Source organism: Sphingobium jiangsuense (assembly GCF_014196495.1).
In the GTDB taxonomy this organism is placed as follows: Bacteria; Pseudomonadota; Alphaproteobacteria; order Sphingomonadales; family Sphingomonadaceae; genus Sphingobium; species Sphingobium jiangsuense.
In genome coordinates this window covers 200982-218139 of the sequence record NZ_JACIDT010000009.1, presented here as the reverse complement: position 1 = coordinate 218139, position 17158 = coordinate 200982, and the positions used below count along the sequence as shown (strand labels likewise).

Annotated in this window: 10 protein-coding genes; 3 read left to right on the top strand and 7 right to left on the bottom strand. The window is 68.2% G+C overall.

Features of this window, described 5'->3' with window-relative positions:
• Window positions 1-434: 434 nt before the first annotated feature.
• The 5 genes from GGR43_RS14000 to GGR43_RS13980 form a co-directional block, all read right to left on the bottom strand.
• Complete coding sequence (locus tag GGR43_RS14000) at window positions 435-2567, bottom strand: methyl-accepting chemotaxis protein (protein WP_223177457.1); 2133 nt, start codon at window positions 2565-2567, stop codon at window positions 435-437.
• Between the two features lie 257 nt (window positions 2568-2824).
• Complete coding sequence (locus tag GGR43_RS13995) at window positions 2825-9325, bottom strand: Ig-like domain-containing protein (protein WP_188072593.1); 6501 nt, start codon at window positions 9323-9325, stop codon at window positions 2825-2827.
• 43 nt (window positions 9326-9368) lie between these two features.
• Window positions 9369-10556 carry an HlyD family type I secretion periplasmic adaptor subunit gene (locus GGR43_RS13990; RefSeq protein WP_188072592.1) on the bottom strand — a complete coding sequence of 396 codons (1188 nt, stop codon included), beginning with the start codon at window positions 10554-10556 and terminating at the stop codon, window positions 9369-9371.
• Window positions 10553-12640, bottom strand: coding sequence for a type I secretion system permease/ATPase (locus GGR43_RS13985; protein WP_188072591.1), 2088 nt, complete (start codon window positions 12638-12640; stop codon window positions 10553-10555). Before GGR43_RS13985 ends, GGR43_RS13990 begins: the two co-directional genes overlap by 4 nt.
• On the bottom strand, window positions 12637-14019 hold the full coding sequence (locus tag GGR43_RS13980) for a TolC family protein (protein ID WP_223177456.1): 1383 nt from the start codon (window positions 14017-14019) through the stop codon (window positions 12637-12639). Before GGR43_RS13980 ends, GGR43_RS13985 begins: the two co-directional genes overlap by 4 nt.
• Before the next feature lie 260 nt (window positions 14020-14279).
• On the opposite strand from GGR43_RS13980, the gene GGR43_RS13975 reads away from it, so the two are divergent.
• From GGR43_RS13975 to GGR43_RS13965, 3 genes are all read left to right on the top strand, one after another.
• Window positions 14280-15026 carry a Crp/Fnr family transcriptional regulator gene (locus tag GGR43_RS13975; RefSeq protein WP_188072589.1) on the top strand — a complete coding sequence of 249 codons (747 nt, stop codon included), beginning with the start codon at window positions 14280-14282 and terminating at the stop codon, window positions 15024-15026.
• The gene (locus GGR43_RS13970; protein WP_188072588.1) at window positions 15023-15220 is read left to right on the top strand and encodes a hypothetical protein; all 198 of its coding nucleotides are present in this window, start codon (window positions 15023-15025) and stop codon (window positions 15218-15220) included. Before GGR43_RS13975 ends, GGR43_RS13970 begins: the two co-directional genes overlap by 4 nt.
• A 156-nt stretch (window positions 15221-15376) precedes the next feature.
• Complete coding sequence (locus GGR43_RS13965) at window positions 15377-16378, top strand: PAS domain S-box protein (protein WP_246343746.1); 1002 nt, start codon at window positions 15377-15379, stop codon at window positions 16376-16378.
• Window positions 16379-16514: 136 nt separating this feature from the next.
• Here the strand turns inward: GGR43_RS13965 and GGR43_RS13960 are convergent, their stop codons facing one another.
• Both GGR43_RS13960 and GGR43_RS13955 read right to left on the bottom strand, forming a co-directional pair.
• Entirely contained in the window at window positions 16515-16856 is a 342-nt protein-coding gene (locus GGR43_RS13960) for a helix-turn-helix transcriptional regulator (protein WP_188072587.1), read from the bottom strand.
• Window positions 16857-16867: 11 nt separating this feature from the next.
• Entirely contained in the window at window positions 16868-17116 is a 249-nt protein-coding gene (locus tag GGR43_RS13955; RefSeq protein ID WP_188072586.1) for a type II toxin-antitoxin system RelE family toxin, read from the bottom strand.
• Between the last annotated feature and the right edge of the window lie 42 nt (window positions 17117-17158).

Here is a 17158-nt window from a genome sequence, read left to right as displayed (position 1 = left end):
CGCGCCGCCGCCACCGCCCGGTCCATGTCCTGCTCGTCCGCCTCGGCCACATGGCCGATCACTTCCTCGCTGTTAGGCGATACCAGCTCGATCATCCGACCGCTCCGCGCCTCAACCCACAAACCCCCTATGTAAAGCCGGTCCGCGTGCGCAACCTCTATCCCCGTCGGAACCATCTCTTCTCCTCTCCCTTGCTCCAGCCGCATGACGAATGCCGCCGCCATCGCGGTCATGCCATTGGCGTGGCGAGAGGGCAATATATACCATTTGGTATTATCAAGCACGCTATAAAGGCGATATTCCTGTAACATTTTCCGATAAAAGCCTCCATATGATATATATGAAAGCCGGACGATCCGGGCACGCACGAAAACGGGGTCCCGGAAATGCCCCCCCGGAACCCCGCATTCTTTCCCCGGCCCGAAAGCCGGGCGTCAGTTCGCCAGGCGCAGCGGCTCGCGCTGCTGCGGCGGGGCGCCGTGCTGGCTCAGCCGGAACTGAGCGACCAGACTCGACAGCATGCCCGCATGGCCCGCAAGGTTGCGCGCCGCCGCCGTGCTTTCCTCCACCATCGCCGCATTCTGCTGGGTGAAGCTGTCCATCTGGCTGATCGTGATGTTGATCTCCGACAGGCTGGTCGACTGTTCCTCGGCCGCATGGGCGATGCCGCCCGCCAGCGTGCTGATGGTATCGATGCGCTGGACGATGCGGTCGAGCGCCTCGTTCATCTCGCCCACCAGCGCGACCCCGGCCTTCACCTGGTTGGAGCTGGTCGTGATCTTGTCCTTGATGTCCTGCGCGGCCTCCGACGAGCGTTGCGCCAGCGCGCGCACCTCCGACGCGACCACCGCGAAGCCCTTGCCCGCATCCCCTGCCCGCGCCGCCTCGACCCCGGCGTTGAGCGCCAGCAGGTTGGTCTGGAACGCGATGCCGTCGATCACCGAGATGATGTCGGCGATCTCGTTCGAGGCCAGCTCGATGCCGCCCATCGCGTCGATCGCGCGGCGGATCACCGCGCCGCCGCTTTCCATGTCGCGCTTCGATTCGCCGACCACCTCGTTCGCCTTCTGCGCCGCCGCCGCCGTCTGGCCGACGCCGGAGGTGATCTGCGCCATGGACGCGGCGACCTCCTCCAGCCCGGCGGCCTGCTGCTCCGTGCGCTGGGCGAGATTGTCGGAGGCCGAGCGGATCTCGTCCGAGCCGTGGCGCACATCGGTCACGCTGGTCGAAACGGCGGACATCGCGCTTTCCAGCCGCTGCATCGCATCGTTGAAGTTGAGCTTGATCTGCTGATAGGCGCCGGTGAAATCCGGCTCGATACGCGCGGCGAGATCGCCGTCGGCCAGCTTCTGGAGACTCTCGCCCAGCGTGTCCACCACCAGCTGCTGCTCGCGGTCGGCCTTCAGCTTTTCACGCGCATTGTGGCGGAACACGTCGATCGCCTCGCGCATGGTGGCGATCTCGATCGATTGCGCAGCCTCGCGCTGCGGCTCGGACAGGTCGCCCGAGGCAAGCACGTTCATCTCGTCCGACAGCGCGCGGATCGGATCGCCGACGAGGCGCAGCGCCGTCCGCCGCAGGATCAGCGCCAGCCCGACGATCATCGCCAGCGCCGACAGCAGCAGCGACAGCTCCGCGATGCGCGCGTCGTACAGCACCGCCGACAGCGGCAGCTCGACCCGCACGGTCCAGCCGGTGTCGAAACCCTTCAGCGCCACCTGCCGGTCGACCCGGATGACGTCGCCCAGCTCCGGATCATGGGCGATGACGGTGCCGTCGGACGCCGCCCCCGCCGCGGCAGCAGCCTCGCCCTTCTTGCCCAGCAGCGCCTTGTCGCGGACATAGATATAGGCGTTGCTGCCCGACATCAGCTTCACATCGGCATTATAGGGCAACTTGAGCGCGCCGATTCGCGTCTGCAATTCGTCAAGCGCGATATCGGCGCCCACCACGCCCAGCGACCGGCCGTTCTGCACCACCGGCAGCGCGATCGAAGTCATCAGCACGGTGCGGCCGTCGACCTGATAGGAATAGGGCTCGACCATCACCGGCTTGCCCGAATTGCGGGCGAGCAGATAATAGTCGCCCTCGCCCGGCCTGGCATAGCCGACCAGCGGGGACAGGCTGATGTCGCTGCCGGAGCGGTGCCAATAGGGAACGAAGCGGCCGCTCTCGTCATGGCCGGGGGTGTTGACGAAGGACGCGTCCCTGCCGTCGAAGGCATCGGGTTCCCACGCCGTCCACGTCGCCAGCAGATCGGGGCTGGACGCCAGCGTTTCGCGCAATATGCCGTTGTGCGTCGCGCGATCGAGGATCGACATGGCGCGGGTCGAAACGATCGCCGACTGCATGCCCTCGATCGTGCCGATGGAGCGGTCGAACTGGTTGCGGACGCTCGCCGCGACCTGATCGGCAACGATGGCGCCGGTTTCGCGGGCGCGCTCCTTGGCGGAATGCTCCAGCATGAAGCCGGTGATGCCCGATCCCACGCTCACGAAGCAGGCGATCGCTATCGCTCCGCGCAGGCTCAGCATGGAAGCGAGCGATTTAAGAACCCGGTTTGTCATTATTCTCCTCGTCGCGAAGATTCTGGTCATTCGCGGCGAGCCTAGGAGCAAGTGGATAACGGATCGTTAGTGATACTGTTTTTATTGCAAAAAATTGCCGGATTTCAAAAAGGACGGCAGCCGGCCCCGTCATCGCGAACCGGCGGCCGGGAAAGATCCGACTCTGTCCGGTTCGGATTGAACCGGACAGAGTCTGGATATTCCTTGTTTGCCGCGTTTTCCGAGCCGTCAGATGTGCCATCTGACTTGAAAACGCTCTAGAGGAACGACGCCTGGGTGATCGCCGCCGCGTCCGTATTGGCCAGATGGGCGAGGATATCGCCGCTGGCGGTGTAGACGATCAGGCTGTCCCCGGCGGCCGCGCCGTTGGAGCCCGGATCGCCCTGGACGATGGTGAGATCGCCGAACTGGATGCCGCCCGGCAGGCGGAAATGGTCGGTTCCCGCCTGGAAGTCCGTGATCAGGTCCGCCATCGACAGGCTCTGGCCACCCGGCGCATCGAGCACGAACAGGTCCGCGCCCTCGCCGCCGGTCAGCACGTCGCGGCCCGCGCCGCCGATCAGCACATCGTCGCCCGCAAGGCCGGTGAGCACGTCATCGCCGTCCCCGCCGACCAGCATGTCCGCGCCCGCCGTGCCGGTCAGGTGCAGGCTGTCGCTGACCGCATGGCCGTTGGCGTCGAAGGTCTGGACATGGACGCCCTCCGGCAGCGGGATCGACTCCCGCACGCCGAGCGTGGCGCTCACTTCCGAACCGGACGGCAGGCCGATCAGGATCAGCGAGATCTGGGCGTCCTGCTCGCCAAGCTGGTCGAGAACGGCCTGCGGCACATGATAGACGCCGTTGCCGTCCGGCGTGATGCCGCTGATCGTGAGGGTGCCGTTGGGCGCCGGGGTGATGCCCGGTATCGTGATCGAACCGGGTTCCACCGGATTGATCATCAGGTTGACGGCCGTGGGCGTGCCCCCCATCGCATCGATGTGGAAGGATTCCACCCGCCCGTCCGGCACGGAGAGCACCGCGCCGAAAATATTCGGCGCGAGCTGCAACGTGGCGCGACTGATCGAAACGTCCTGCAGGGCCGCAGTGGTGTCGTAGCGAACATCCTCCAGCGCGGTGTAATAGGCGGCAACCTGCTGCCCCGCGGGCAATCCGCTCACCGCCAGCGTGAAGCGGTTGTCGATGCCGAACTGGTCGAGAATCTCCTGCGTGATCTGGACATGCGTGCCGTCCGGATAGAGCTGGACCGCCTTGGCGAGGCCGTCATTGCCGGTGCCGTGGAGCATGATGGTCGCCCCGCCGATCGAGCCGCTGAAGGAAATGTCCGTCGGCCGCCCGATGATCGGGCCGGTGGAGGCCGGGCCGTTGAAGAACAGCGGACGATCCACCTCGTTCATCTCGGCCACATAGGTCAGCACATAGCCGCCATTGTCGAGCGCCTGCAGATCGAAGGAATCGATGTCGTCGCTGCGCAGCAGGCTGTCCGCCAGCCCTTGCAGCACCACGACCCCGCCGTCCTTGCTGCCGTCGGCGGCGAAGCGCTGGATCGCGAAGCCATCGCCGTCGCCGTCGCCATTCTGGTCCACCAGCCAGTTGACCACATAGCCGCCATTGTCGAGCGGCGTCACCCGGACGGCGAAGTCATTGCCGTTCGCGAAGGGATGCGCCGGGCCGTCGAGCCGCTCGCCCGAACCGGGCAGCAGCGCGCCATTGGCGTCGAAGCTATGGACATAGACGCCCTCCGCATGGGGAATGGCCTCGCGCACGCCGACCGTGCCGGTCACCGTGCCGCCGTCCGTCTGGCCGCCGACCAGCAGCGCCGCGCTGAAATCCTGATCCCAGAGCTGGTTGAGGATCGCCTGCGGCACGCGATAGTCGCCGTTGGAGTCGGGCGTCACACCGGTGAGGAGGATCATCTCGCCGGGCAGCACGACATGCGGGATGCCCGTCAGATCGATCGATCCCACGCCATAAGGAAGAACGAGCAGCATGGTCACCGGGCCGGGCGTATCCGTGGTGCTGTCGATGTGGAACACCTCGGCGCGCCCTCCCGGCGCGGCGATGACGCCGGTGCCGTTCTCCACCAGCCGGCTCGACGTCACGGCCTGCAGCGGCGCGGAAAGATCATAGCCCACATCGGCAAGGGCGCGGATGTCCACGCCGGCGCTCTGCCCCGACGCCAGGCCGTTGACGGCGAGGGTGAGGCGGTTGTCGACCGCGAACTGGTCGAGGATATCCTGCGTGATCCGGATCGTGCCGTCGACAGGGGTGACGGCGATCGACTTGGGGTTGCCGTCATTGCCGGTCCCCAAGATCGCATAGGTCGGGTTGCCCGTCGAATTCACGGTGATTTCGACCGGACGCCCGACGATCGGGATATTGCCGTTCTGGGTCATGGCCACATAGTTGTGCACCTCCTCCAGATCCAGCGAATAGGCCAGCGCATAGCCGCCATTGGCGAGCGCATGCAGATCGTAGGAGCCGACGTCGTCGAGCCGGTCCAGCAGATCTTCGGGCACGTCCAGCAGCATGATGCCGCCCTGCTTGCCGCCGTCGGCGGCGAAGCGCTGGACCGCGAGGCCATCGGCATCGCCGTCGCCGTCCGCATCGACCACCCAGTTGACCACGAAGCCGCCGCCGTGCAGCGCCGTCACCTTGACCGTCGCGTCATCCTCGTCATCGCCGAGGAACGGCGCCGGGCCGCCATCGACGCGGACGCCGCCGCCGACCGCCGCGCCATTGGCGTCGAAGGTCTGGACGAAGACCCCTTCGGGTATGGCGATGCCTTCGCGCACGCCGACCATGCCGGTCAGCGTCGATCCGGCGGTGAGGCCGTTGACGATCAGGAATGCCTGATAATCATGCTCGCCCAGCACCGAGAGGATCGCCGGGGGAACACGGAAGACACCGTCCTCATCCGCCGACACCGGAATGATGGCGGCGCCGTCCGGCATCAACACTGCGCCGGCCACGCCCGCGATCGCCGTGGCGCCGATGGTGGGTACGAGGCGTATGAAGACGGAGGTCGGCGTGCCGGAAAAGCTGTCGATGCGGAACGCCTCGACGCGGCCGCCGCTGCCGGTGCCGAGCACGCCGACGCCGCTTTCCAGCACGATGCCGTTGCCGCTGATGATCTGCAGGTCCTCGGACAGGTCGTAGCGCAGATCCTCCTGCACCTCGATCCCGCCGCTGAAGGTCTGGCCAGGGGTCAGGCCGTTGACGACGAAGGTGAACCGGTTGTCCACCGAGAATTGGTCGAGTATCTCCGGGGAGATGATGATGGAGCCGTCGCTCACCGTCAGCGCGACCGTCTTGGGCAGGCCGTCATTGCCGGTGCCGGACAGGGCATAGGTCGCACTGGACGGCGCCGAGTTGATGAATATCTCGGTCGGCTTGCCGACGATCGGCGCGGACAGATACACCCCGCCCGGCAGATAGCCAAGATTGACCGGCCGCGCGAAGCTTTCCTGCGTCAGCGAATAGCCAAGGGCATAGCCGCCATTGGCGAGCGCGGCGAGATCATAGGTCGCATTGTCGCCCGCATTCGCGACGAGATCGTCCGAAATGCCCTGCAACAGCATGATGCCGCCCTGCTTGCTGCCGTCGGCGGCGAAGCGCTGGATGGCGATCGCGTCGCCATCGCCGTCGCGGTCGCCGTCGATGATCCAGTGAACCGCGAAGCCACCGCCGTGCAGCGGCGTGACCCCGGCGATGCCGCCGTCATCCTCCTGCACGACCGGGCTGTTGCTGTCATCGATGCGCACGTCCGGCGCGACGATCGGCTGCGTCGTGTAGAGATACTGGCCGGTGAGCGAGGGCGCGCTGCTGTTGCCCGCCGCATCGGTCGCCACCGCCGAATAGCGGACATAGCCCTCGCCCAGCTGGGCCACTTCGGCGGCGGTCAGCGTGACGGTGAAGGACGTGCCCGAAACCGCCGCCTGCTTCACCAGCGTCTGGCTGCCGTTGGTCAGCGTCAGCGCGACGGCGGTGCCCGCCTCGGTCGTGCCGGTGATGGTCGTGCCGTCGGCCGCCTCGACCACGGTGAGGAGCGGTCCTTCGCTGGCGGTCAGCCCGGCGGGCGCCGCCGGGGCGCTCGTGTCCACGGTGATCGCCAGCGCCGTCGAAGGCGTGCTGACATTGCCGGAAATGTCGGTCGCGGTCGCGATGATGCTGTGCGTGCCCTGCGCCAGCGCGACATCGATGCTGAACCGGCCCGCCGCGTCGGCGACGCCGGTGCCGAGCACGGTCGCGCCTTCGCTCAGCACGACCGTCGCATTCGCCTCGGCGGTGCCGGTGATGGTGAGGCCGCTGCTCTGGCTGGTGATGCCGTCCGCGCTGGACGCGCCGCTGTCGTCCGCCGCCGCCAGCGCGAGGCCGGTGGGCGTCGCGGTCTGGGTGTCGAGCGTGACGATCGCCGGGGCCGATTCCTTGCCGACCGTGCCGCCCGCCGAAACGAAGCGCGCGGCGATGGTCTTGGCGCCGTCCGCGCCGAGATCGGCGGCCGTAAGGATGAAGGCGACCGCGCCCGTCGAAATGTCGCCTGCGGTCAGCGTCGCCGACTTCAGCACCGTTCCGCCCAGCATCAGCTGGAGCGTGTCGCCCGCGACCGCGCCCGCGCCGGCGGGATAGGTGACGGTGACGACGACATTGTCCGCGAGTTCCCCGGCGGAGATGCGCGCGCCGTCATCGACCGTCGGCTTGTCGGGCGCCGCCAGCGCGCCCGGCGCCACCGGCTCGCTCTGGATCACCGTGCCGACCTGGGTGGAGGCGTCATCGAGCTTGCCGGTCAGCGCGTCGCCCTGATAGCCGCTGCTGTCGAGCGGCGCGTTGGTGCTGATCGCGGTGCCCACATCGCTGGCCAGCGTTTCCTGCGCGACGATCTGGGCGGTGGTGATGGCGGCGAGCGTGTTGGCCGCGCCCTCGCCCGATGCCGCGCCGACCGCGGTGTTGACGTTGGAAAGCGAGCTGCCGAGCGCGCCCGCCTGCGCCTGAAGCGCGCTGCTCGCGCCCGCGGAGCCGCTGTCGCTGGCGGCCGTCTGGACGATCTGGTCGATCAGCGCGGCGCTGGCGAGGTCCACCGCGCCGGTCGAGCCGATCTGCCCGGCGATGACGCTGACGGCGGCGTCGATGCCCGCCTGCGCGCCCCCGGCGGCCTGCGCCGCCTGCGTCGCGCTCGCCATCACGGTGAGGATGTTGGCGACCTGGACCGCCGCCTTGTGCACCGCGACCGCATCGGCGAGCGCCGTGGCGTCGCCCGCCCTCGCCGCCGTGGCGATCGGGTCGAAAGTCCTGAGGTCGACCGTGCTGCTGAGGCCGAGCGCGGCCTTCACCTGCGTCTCGGCCTGCTCCGCGCTGATGCCGGTTCTCGCCAGCGCCTCGACGATAGTGGTCAGCGGCGTGACGACGGAGGAGCCGTCGGGCGCGGTCAGCTTGCCGGTGAAGGGCAGGCCGGTCGCGATATCGACCGAATCCGCGAGCGGCGTGAGGACGATGCGGCCGCTGCCGTACAGGCCGGTGAAATTGCCCTGCGGGTCGGTTCTGGTCGCATATTCGGCGGTGAACCTGCCGTTGCCATCGAGGTCCTGATAGTCCTCGCCTTCGTCGTAGAGGCCGTTGCCGTTGGCGTCGGTGAAGCTCTCATGATCCCATTCGCCGTTATCGTTGCTGTCGCGGAAGACGAGCGCATTGGCGATATAGCCGTCGATCGCCTGCCCGCTGACGCCCGGATCGAAGGCGATAGTGTGCGAGGCGGCGGTGGAGGCGTTGCCCGCCGTGTCGGCGAACGCGCCCCCGGCGATCGAGACGGCGAGGTTGCCCGCCTGCGTCGCGCCGGGCGTCAGGGTCGCGGTGTAGACCTTGCCGTCGCTGCCGGGCGTGACGGCAAGGTTGCTGATGCCGCCGCCGGTGACGGTGACGTCGCTTTCGGTGAAGCCGGTCGGCGCCTCGCTGAAGGTGAAGGTCAGCGTCGCGGTCTGCGCGCCCAGCAGCGTGTCGGCCGAGGAGGTGATCGCCACGGACGGCGCGGTGGTGTCGACCTTGATTGCCAGCGCGGCGGAGGCGGGGCTGGCATTGCCCGCCGCGTCGGTCGCCACGGCGGTCAGGTTGTGCTCGCCCTGCGCCAGCGAAACGTCGATGCTGAACGCGCCGCTGCCATTGGCGGTGCCGGTGCCGATCACGGTCGAGCCGTTGCGGATGGTGACGGTCGAGTTCGCTTCCGCCGAGCCGGTGATGGTGAGGCCGCTGGTCTGGCTGGTGACGCGGTCGCTGTTGGACGCGCCGCTGTCGTCCGCCGCCGCCAGCGCGAGACCGGTCGGCGCGGTGGGCGCGGTCGTGTCGGGCGGGGTCTTGCTGCCCCCGCCGCCGCCAGCCGCCGCCGCGACCAGCCCGCCCAGCGCGGCCGCGCCGAGCAGGCCATAGGCAAGGCCGCTGCCGCCCCCGGCGCCCTCACCCGCACCGGCGCCCGCACCGGCCCCCGCGCTCGCCGCCGCCGCATCGTCCCCGGCCGCCGTGGCCGCGCCCGCCCCGGCTTCCTGCCCGGCCATGTCCGCCGTCGCGGCGAACAGCGCGTCGGGCACGGAGACGCTGACGTCGGTGCCGTTGCGCACGAACTGCGCCTGATCGACCGTCTTGCCGGTCGCCTCGTCCACCACGTCGATGACGGCGTCGCTGTCCGCGACCAGCTTGTTGATGCCTTTGCGCAGGGCGACGACGCGAACCGGCTTGCCGGATTTCGAAGCAATTCTCGCTACCAGTGCCATCTCAACTCTCCCCCATTCTATCTCGAAACCGAATCGTATAAGATCAGCGTTCGCGGAACGCCTCCTCAATTTTGAGGATGGGCCGCAGGAAATAATCGAAAACGGTGCGCTTTCCCGTCAGGATATCGACGGTGCCGGTCATGCCGGGCATGATCTCCAGCGGCTTGCCGTTGTGCACCAGCGTCGAGCGGCCGGTGCTGACCAGCACGCGGTAAAAGGCTTCCTCGCCGGTCTTGCGGTCGTCGCGCAGCGTGTCCGGGCTGATATTCTCCACCTTGCCGCGCAGCGAACCGTAGACGAGGTAGTTATAGGCGGCGAGCTTCACCGTCGCCTCCTGCCCCGGCCGGATGAAGGCGACGTCGGCCGGGCGGATCTTCGCCTCGACCAGCAGCACGTCGCGGAACGGCACGATCTCCATAACCGGCGCGCCGGGCTGGACCACGCCGCCGATCGTCGTCACCTGCACATTCTTCACCGTGCCGCGCATCGGCGCGCGCAGGATCGTGCGCTCGACGGCATCGCGGCGGCCCGCGGCCACCTCGGAAACCTGCGCCAGCTCGCCCTCGACCTTGGAAAGCTCGGTGCCCGCGTCGGCGCGATAGCGGTTGGTGCGCTCGGCGATCTGCATCTGCGCCTCGTTGATCTGGCGCCGCAGCCGCAGCACGTCGACCTCCGGCACCAGCCCGCGCTCGCTCATCGGCCCGGTGATCGCCAGTTCCCGCCGCATCAGCGCGATCGAGGCGGAGAGCGCGGCGGTCGCCTGATCGACCGCCTGCCGCCGCACGCGATAGGTATCGGTTTCGTAGCGGACCAGCTCCGTGTCCTTCGCGATCTCCGGCGGGAAGTGCAGCGGCTGGGCGCTCGCCTCGGCGCGCAGCCGCGCGGCCGACGCGATCAGCGCGCGGCGGCGCTGCTCCATCTCGTTATAGGAGGATGCCGCCCGCGTCGGATCGATGACGATCAGCGGCTGGCCGGCATCGACCAGATCGCCCTCCTGCACCTTCACCGCAGAGACGATGCCGCCTTCGAGCGACTGGATGACCTGCACCTTGCCCGACGGCACGATCTGCGCGGAGCCGGTGGTCACCTCCTCCAGCACCGCGAAGCGCGACCAGATGACGAGCGAGACGACGATGACCAGCAGCAGCACGGAAAAGATCAGCCAGGCGGGGTGGCGGTCCTGCATCGCGGCGAGCGACAGCGGCGAGCGGAGGGTGCGCGCATCGCTCATGACGCGGCCCTCACCTGGCCTTCGGACAAAGCCCGGATCACCGCCTCGCGCGGGCCGTCAGCGACGATGCGCCCCGCATCCATCACGATCAGCCGGTCGACCAGCGGCAGCACGCTGTGCTTGTGGGTGACGATGACGAAGCCGCCGCCCTTCTCGCCCAGCCCGGCGATGGTCTTGAGCAGTTCGGCCTCGGTCTGCTGGTCCATCGCCGAGGTCGGCTCGTCGAGCAGATACATCGGCGCCTCGGCCATCAACGCGCGGGCGAGCGCGACCGCCTGACGCTGGCCGCCCGACAGCGTGTCGCCGCGCTCGCCCACGCCCCGGTCGAAGCCGAGCGGATGGGCGGCGGCGAGCGCGGTCACGCCGGTCGCTTCGGAAATCCGGAGCATGTGCTGGTCGGTGCCGCGCGGCGCGGCCATCAGCAGGTTCTCGCGCAGCGTGCCGTGGAACAGCCGCGCATCCTGCCCGACCAGCAGCAGGGTGGAGCGGATGTCGGCGGGCTCGATCGCGGTCATGTCCACCCCGTCGAGCAGCACCTGCCCCTGCTGCGGGCGATAGAGCGACGCCATTAGGCGCAGCAGCGTGGACTTGCCGCTGCCGATCCGGCCGAGGATCGCCACCTTCTCGCCCGGCCCGATCTTCAGCGACACGCCGTCGAGCGCGGGCCGCGCGCCTTCCTCATAGGAAAAGCCGACATCGCGCAGCTCTATCTCGCCGCGCCATGCGTCGCTCGACAGCAAATGGCGGTCTGGGTCGCGGTCGAGCGGCAGGGTCATGATGCCGTTGAGGCTCGACAGCGCCGAGCGCACCTGCTGGAACCGCACCGCCAGCGACGACAGCGTGACCAGCGGCGCCAGCGCGCGCGAGTTGAGCTGGACGCAGGCGACCAGCGCGCCCGCCGTCGCCTCGCCGGTGCTGGCGAGATAGACGCCCCAGGCCAGCAGCACCGCCGCCGCCGTCTGTTGCAGCGCGATGGTGATGTTGGTGACGAGGTTGGACCAGCTCTGGCTGGTGACGGCGCGGTCGGCGATGAAACCGCTCGACAGCTCATGCCGCCGCCGCATCCGCCCCTCGGCCCGCAGCGCCTTCAGCGTCTCCAGCCCTTCGAGGCTTTCGATCACCGTGCCGTGCCGCACCGCCGCTTCGCGCAGATTCTCGTTCGCCAGCCGCGCCATCGGGATCTGCACCAGCAGCGAGAGCAGCAGCACGACGACGAAGGCGGCGAGCGGCACCAGCACCAGCGGCCCGCCGATCAGCGCGCAGACGACGAGGAACAGCAGCGCGAACGGCAGGTCGGCGATCGCGACCAGGGTGCTCGACGTGACGAAGCCGCGCACCGATTCGAATTCCTTCAGCACATTGGCGAAGGCGCCGGACGATTGCGCCCGCGCCTCCATCCGCGTCGCCAGCACGCGCGAGAACACCGCGTCGCCCAGCACGAGGTCGATCTTCTTCCCCGCGCTGTCGAGCGCATGGCCGCGCACCGTGCGCGAGACGAATTCGAACAGCAGTGCCAGCCCGACGCCCGCGAGCAGCGACCAGAGCGTGACGAAGGCGAGGTTGGGCAGGATGCGGTCATACACCGTCATCATGAAGATGATGCCCGCCAGCGACAGCAGGTTGATGACCGCCGACAGCGCCGCCGCCTCGTAATAATAGCGGCGATAGCGCCACAGCACGGGCCAGAACCAGCCGGAGCGCGCCTCGCCCACCAGATCGTCGGCGCGCCGGTCGGACAGGCGCGGCTGGCCGAAGGCGAGGCAGCGCCCGGCCTCCGCCGCGTCGAGATGTTCCCCCTCCGCCGTGGCGAACCGCCCGCCCGCCAGCGCCGTCAGCGTGACGGAACGCCCGTCCGCCAGCGTCGCGACGGCGGGCAGCAGCCCTTCGTCCAGCATATCGGCGGGAAGCCAGCGCGCCTCGACGCCCAGTTCGGCCAAGGCGCGCAGCACCTGATCCTCGCCCTCCGCCGCGCGCAGCTGCGCGTGCAGCACCGCCTCGCTCACCGCCACACCGCGCAGCGCCAGGCACTCCGCCACCGCTTGCGAAAGCGCGCCGCCGGGCCGGATGTCGGTCACTTCGTTCATGGCGTCGGGCCTTCGACAGGGGTGGCGGCAGGGGTGGCGGCGGGGTCAGCATCGGCGTCGTGCACCACCGCCGGGTAGATGCGGCCGAGCACGCCCATCAGCTGATATTGCGTCTGCGCGATGTCGAAGCGCTCATTGACCAGCTGGACGCGGACGTTGAAGCGCTCAAGGTCGTAGGTCAGCACGTCGAGGATCGAACGGCGGCCGATGCGGAACTGCTCGAACACGATGGCGCGCGCCTCGTCCGACCGGCCCACCAGCGCCTCCAGCGACGGCAGCCGCTCCGACCGCTGGGCCTGGAACGTCCACAGGCGCACCACCCGGTCGCCCAGCGAGCCGCGCGTCAGCTCCGCATTCGAGCGGGCGGACTGGAGCGTGGCACGCGCCGATTCGTGCCGCGCCTGCCCGCCGCCGCTGTCGAACGGCAGCACGCTCGCCCGCAGGCGGAAGGCGAAGCCGTTGAACAGCCGCGTGTCGCCCTGCACCGTCCGCTCCGACGTGCGCGCGCCTTCCAGCGCGAGCTGCGGCAGCCACCAGTTCCGCGTCCCCCGCACCGTCTCGGCATTTTCCGCCACCTCGATATCGGCGATGCGCACGGCGGGGCTGGCGTCGACCAGCGCCTCGCAATCGGCCGCGCTGCGCGGCAGGAAAGGCGCGATGTCGGGAATGCCGCCCGCGGGCTCCACCGGCAGCGTCGATATCTCGCGGATCCGCGCGCGCGCCTCGGTCAGCGCGATCTCGCGCATTTGCAGCGTGGTGACCGCCTGCTCCAGCCGCGACTGCACCATCACCACGTCGGATGCGCGGCCCCGGTCGAACCCGGCTATGTCCACCACCAGCGATTCCAGCGTGCGCAGCGCGGCCACCTGCTGCTCGCCGATCACGACCAGCTCGGCGGCGCGCGCATGGTCGATCCACGCCTCGGCAAGCTGGAGCGAGATGTCGGCCAGGATATTCTGCTCCTGCACCCCCAGCAGGTCGACCCGCAGCTTGCGCCGCCGGATCTCCGCCGGGGTGCGGCCGCCGTCATAGACGAGCTGGCTGACCTTCGCCTCCGGCAGCACGGCGAAGCCGGACGCGCTGGAGGAGGTGCGGTCGGCCCAGCCGACATTGGTGTCGACGCCGAATTGCGGGCGATAGCCCGCGCGCGCCGCCGAAACGTCCGCCCGGCCCGCCTGCGTCATATGCTCTGCCGAAACGATCTTCGGATGCTCGTCCGCCATGCGCCGCAGCACCGCCTCGAACGTCTCCGCCGCCGCCGGAGCCGGGGCGAGGAGGGACGCGACGACGGCGATCGAAAAGGACTGCCGGGTCCAGACCGAAAAACATGCCCCCGTAAACCCAGCCAATGCCCGGATGCCCCCCAGCTTCCTCTCCATGCCTTCCCGTCTGACGACGCGCCGCTTCCATCGGGGCGTCGGGTCCGGTTGCCGGCCGGAATCGGAGTCGAAGGCGAAAATATATTCCTGTCGTTTCGCCGGGCGTATCGCGTGTCGGGGGATAAGCCAAGCGCATTTTCAAGCGGATGCTGTCCCATTTCCGTCCGCGCGCCAGGCGCGCGCGGACAGGAAAACGGGATCGATTGAACCGATTGCGGGTTTATGCATTTCCTTCCGGCAACAAGGCGGGGCCCTATTCGATGTTCATGGATCGACTGCTTGCCAATCGCCGCGGCGTCCACCTGACCCGCGAGGAGCGGACGCTGCTGGAGGATGCGATCAGCGAGGTGCTCACCATCGATCCGCGCCGCACGCTGGTGGAAGCGGGGGAGACGGTGACGATCAGCACCCTGCTGCTGGAAGGGATCATGTCCCGCCACATCGACGATCACCGGGGCCTGCGCCAGCTCGTCGCCATCCATGTGCCGGGCGAATTCGTCGATCTCCACGCCTATCCGATGCTGGAGCTGGATCATGCGATCGGCACGCTCACCACCGCGACCATCGCCGTGGTGCCGCATGCGTCGCTGAAGGAAATCCTCGACCCCCGGCCGGAGCTGGCGCGCAAATTATGGTTTTCCACGCTGATCGACGCGGCGCTGCACCGCGCCTGGCTGTTCCGCGTGGGCCGGCTCGACGCGGTGGGGCGCGTCGCCCATTTCCTGTGCGAGATGGAGGCGCGGCTGCGCGCCGTCGGCCTTTCCGACGGGCGCCGCTTCGTGCTCAGCCTCACCCAGTCGGACATCGCCGAGATATGCGGGCTGACGACGGTGCACACCAATCGCGCGATGCGCCAGCTGCGGGAATCGGGGCTGTGCCTCGTGCGATCCTCGCTCGTCGACATCCAGGACCCGGAGGGTCTTGCCCGGCGCGGCGACTTCAGCCCCCATTATCTCTATCTGGCTGATCCAGAGGACAGCCCCGTCAGCAAAAGGGAGATGACATGAAGGACCGTCACCCGACCGACCCCTTTTCCACCCCCGGCGCCGCCTCCGCCGAGGAAGGCCACGTCTTTCTCGACGGGCCCGACGGCGTCGCGATCACGATGACGGCGCAGGCGGCGATCACCACCGGCCAGCGGCTGATCGAGGCGGGGGAAAAGGCCCTGCGGCAGCAGCGCGAAGACCCCTCCTTGCGTTAAGCCCCCTTCCCGACTTAACATTTATCATTCATTTGCCCCCAAGTGTGGAGTTGCCATGCCATCGCACGACGCTACATCTTTGCGGGGATCTCCCGCCCGGCGTTCCGGGGTGGAGCATCCGCCCCGCATGATGCGACAAGGGACCGGAGCGATGGAATGACGGACAGGAGAGACGCGGACGGATCCCTGATGGAAGGCCCGATGGCGGGCGAAGCGGCCGCGCTCTGGCTGGGCGCCATCATCGAAAGCAGCTTCGACGCCATTCTCAGCAAGTCGCTCGACGGCATCATCACCAGCTGGAACCACGCGGCGGAAACGATGTTCGGCTATCGCCGCGAGGAGGCGGTGGGCCGGCCGATCACCCTCATCATCCCCGACGACCGGCTGCATGAGGAAGAGGAGATCATCGCCCGGCTGCGCAAGGGCGAACGGATCGAGCAGTTCGAGACGGTGCGGTGCACGCGCGACGGACGGCCCATCGACATAGAGCTGACCGTCTCGCCGGTGCGCGACGCCTCCGGCCGGATCATCGGCGCGTCCAGCATCGCCCGCGACATCAGCGAGCGGCGGCGCCAGGCCGAGGCGCAGGCGCTGCTGCTGCGCGAGATGAACCACCGGATCAAGAATCTGATGACCATCGTGCAGAGCCTGATCAGCGTGGGCCGCCGCCGCGCCGGGGACATTCAGGATTTCGCCGACGGGCTGAGCGGGCAGATACAGGCGCTGTCCTCCGCGCATCAGCTCGTGCTCGGCGCGCTCAGCAAGAACACCAGCCTGCCGCTGCTGCTCGACGCCATCCTCGCCCCCTATTACGCCCATGCGAACATCAGCATAGAGGCGCTGGAGGCGCCGGTCGGCGCGGGCGCGATCACCTCGCTGGCGCTGGCCTTTCACGAACTGGCGACCAACGCGGTCAAATATGGCGGCCTGTCCCGGCCGGACGGGCAGCTCGCCATCAGCACCGCGATCGAGGACGACCGCATCGTCATCCTCTGGCGCGAGACGGGCGGCAGCGCGCCGGACAGCGAGCAGCAGGGCTTCGGCTCCCGCCTGTTGCAGAGCGCGATCCACGGGCTGGAAGGCACCTATTCGCAGGTCTGGCAGGACGGCCTGTTCGAAACGAAGCTGCTTTTCCCCGTCTCGCGCATCGCCGGATAGACGCCCGCCCCCTTCCCGAACCCTCCGTGACGGGATGGACCGTCGCAATGGCATGCGAGTGTGACCGTGCGGGCGGGAGTTATGAGGGACGACGATCCAGCAAGGCTGAGCCGGTTCCCGACGCGCATGGGCCGGGTCAGGCGATATCGTCCAACGCCACCCCAAGCGCCGCAGCCAGCTTCTTGAGCGTCTCCACCGAACCGGAACTCCGTCCAGCTTCAATATCCACGATCTGCACCCGGTTGACGCCGGAAGCCTTCGCCAGCGCTGCCTGGCTCAGTCCACGATATCCGCGCCACACGCGAAGCGGGCTTTCGCCGTCGATCATGCGGGCGACATATTCGGCCGGGATCGCTTCTTCGCGTCCAGCCGCCAGGTCGGCGGTGACACGGTCGAGGATACGGATATCCTCAAGGTCATGCGCCGCGCGCTGAAGGCGCTTATATTCATCGAGCGGGATCGTGATCATTTCGCCCATATCGTCCTCCTTCAGTCGCAGATGCCGCCGCGCGGGCCAATTTCCAGAACCTCGATCACCACGCCGTCGAGCATGATAACCCGCCAGTCCTGTATCCGCAGCCTGATGCCATCGCGCCCCTTCAGGTTGGTGACATTGTTCGCAAGCGATGCCGGATCGGCGGCATATTGCTCCACCTTCGCCATGATCAGCCTGGCCGTGTTCGCCGGGATACGGCGGAGCGTCCTGAGCGCTGATCCGGTGTATGCGATCTGCTTCACGACAGGTATGTAGTGCATAACTACATATGTAGTCAATGACTA

Coding starts and splice junctions, on each gene's coding strand:
- GGR43_RS14000 (WP_223177457.1), bottom strand. CDS start 2,567: ATGACAAACCGGGTTCTTAAATCGCTCGCTTCCATGCTGAGCCTGCGC.
- GGR43_RS13995 (WP_188072593.1), bottom strand. CDS start 9,325: ATGGCACTGGTAGCGAGAATTGCTTCGAAATCCGGCAAGCCGGTTCGC.
- GGR43_RS13990 (WP_188072592.1), bottom strand. CDS start 10,556: ATGAGCGATGCGCGCACCCTCCGCTCGCCGCTGTCGCTCGCCGCGATG.
- GGR43_RS13985 (WP_188072591.1), bottom strand. CDS start 12,640: ATGAACGAAGTGACCGACATCCGGCCCGGCGGCGCGCTTTCGCAAGCG.
- GGR43_RS13980 (WP_223177456.1), bottom strand. CDS start 14,019: ATGGAGAGGAAGCTGGGGGGCATCCGGGCATTGGCTGGGTTTACGGGG.
- GGR43_RS13975 (WP_188072589.1), top strand. CDS start 14,280: ATGTTCATGGATCGACTGCTTGCCAATCGCCGCGGCGTCCACCTGACC.
- GGR43_RS13970 (WP_188072588.1), top strand. CDS start 15,023: ATGAAGGACCGTCACCCGACCGACCCCTTTTCCACCCCCGGCGCCGCC.
- GGR43_RS13965 (WP_246343746.1), top strand. CDS start 15,377: ATGACGGACAGGAGAGACGCGGACGGATCCCTGATGGAAGGCCCGATG.
- GGR43_RS13960 (WP_188072587.1), bottom strand. CDS start 16,856: ATGGGCGAAATGATCACGATCCCGCTCGATGAATATAAGCGCCTTCAG.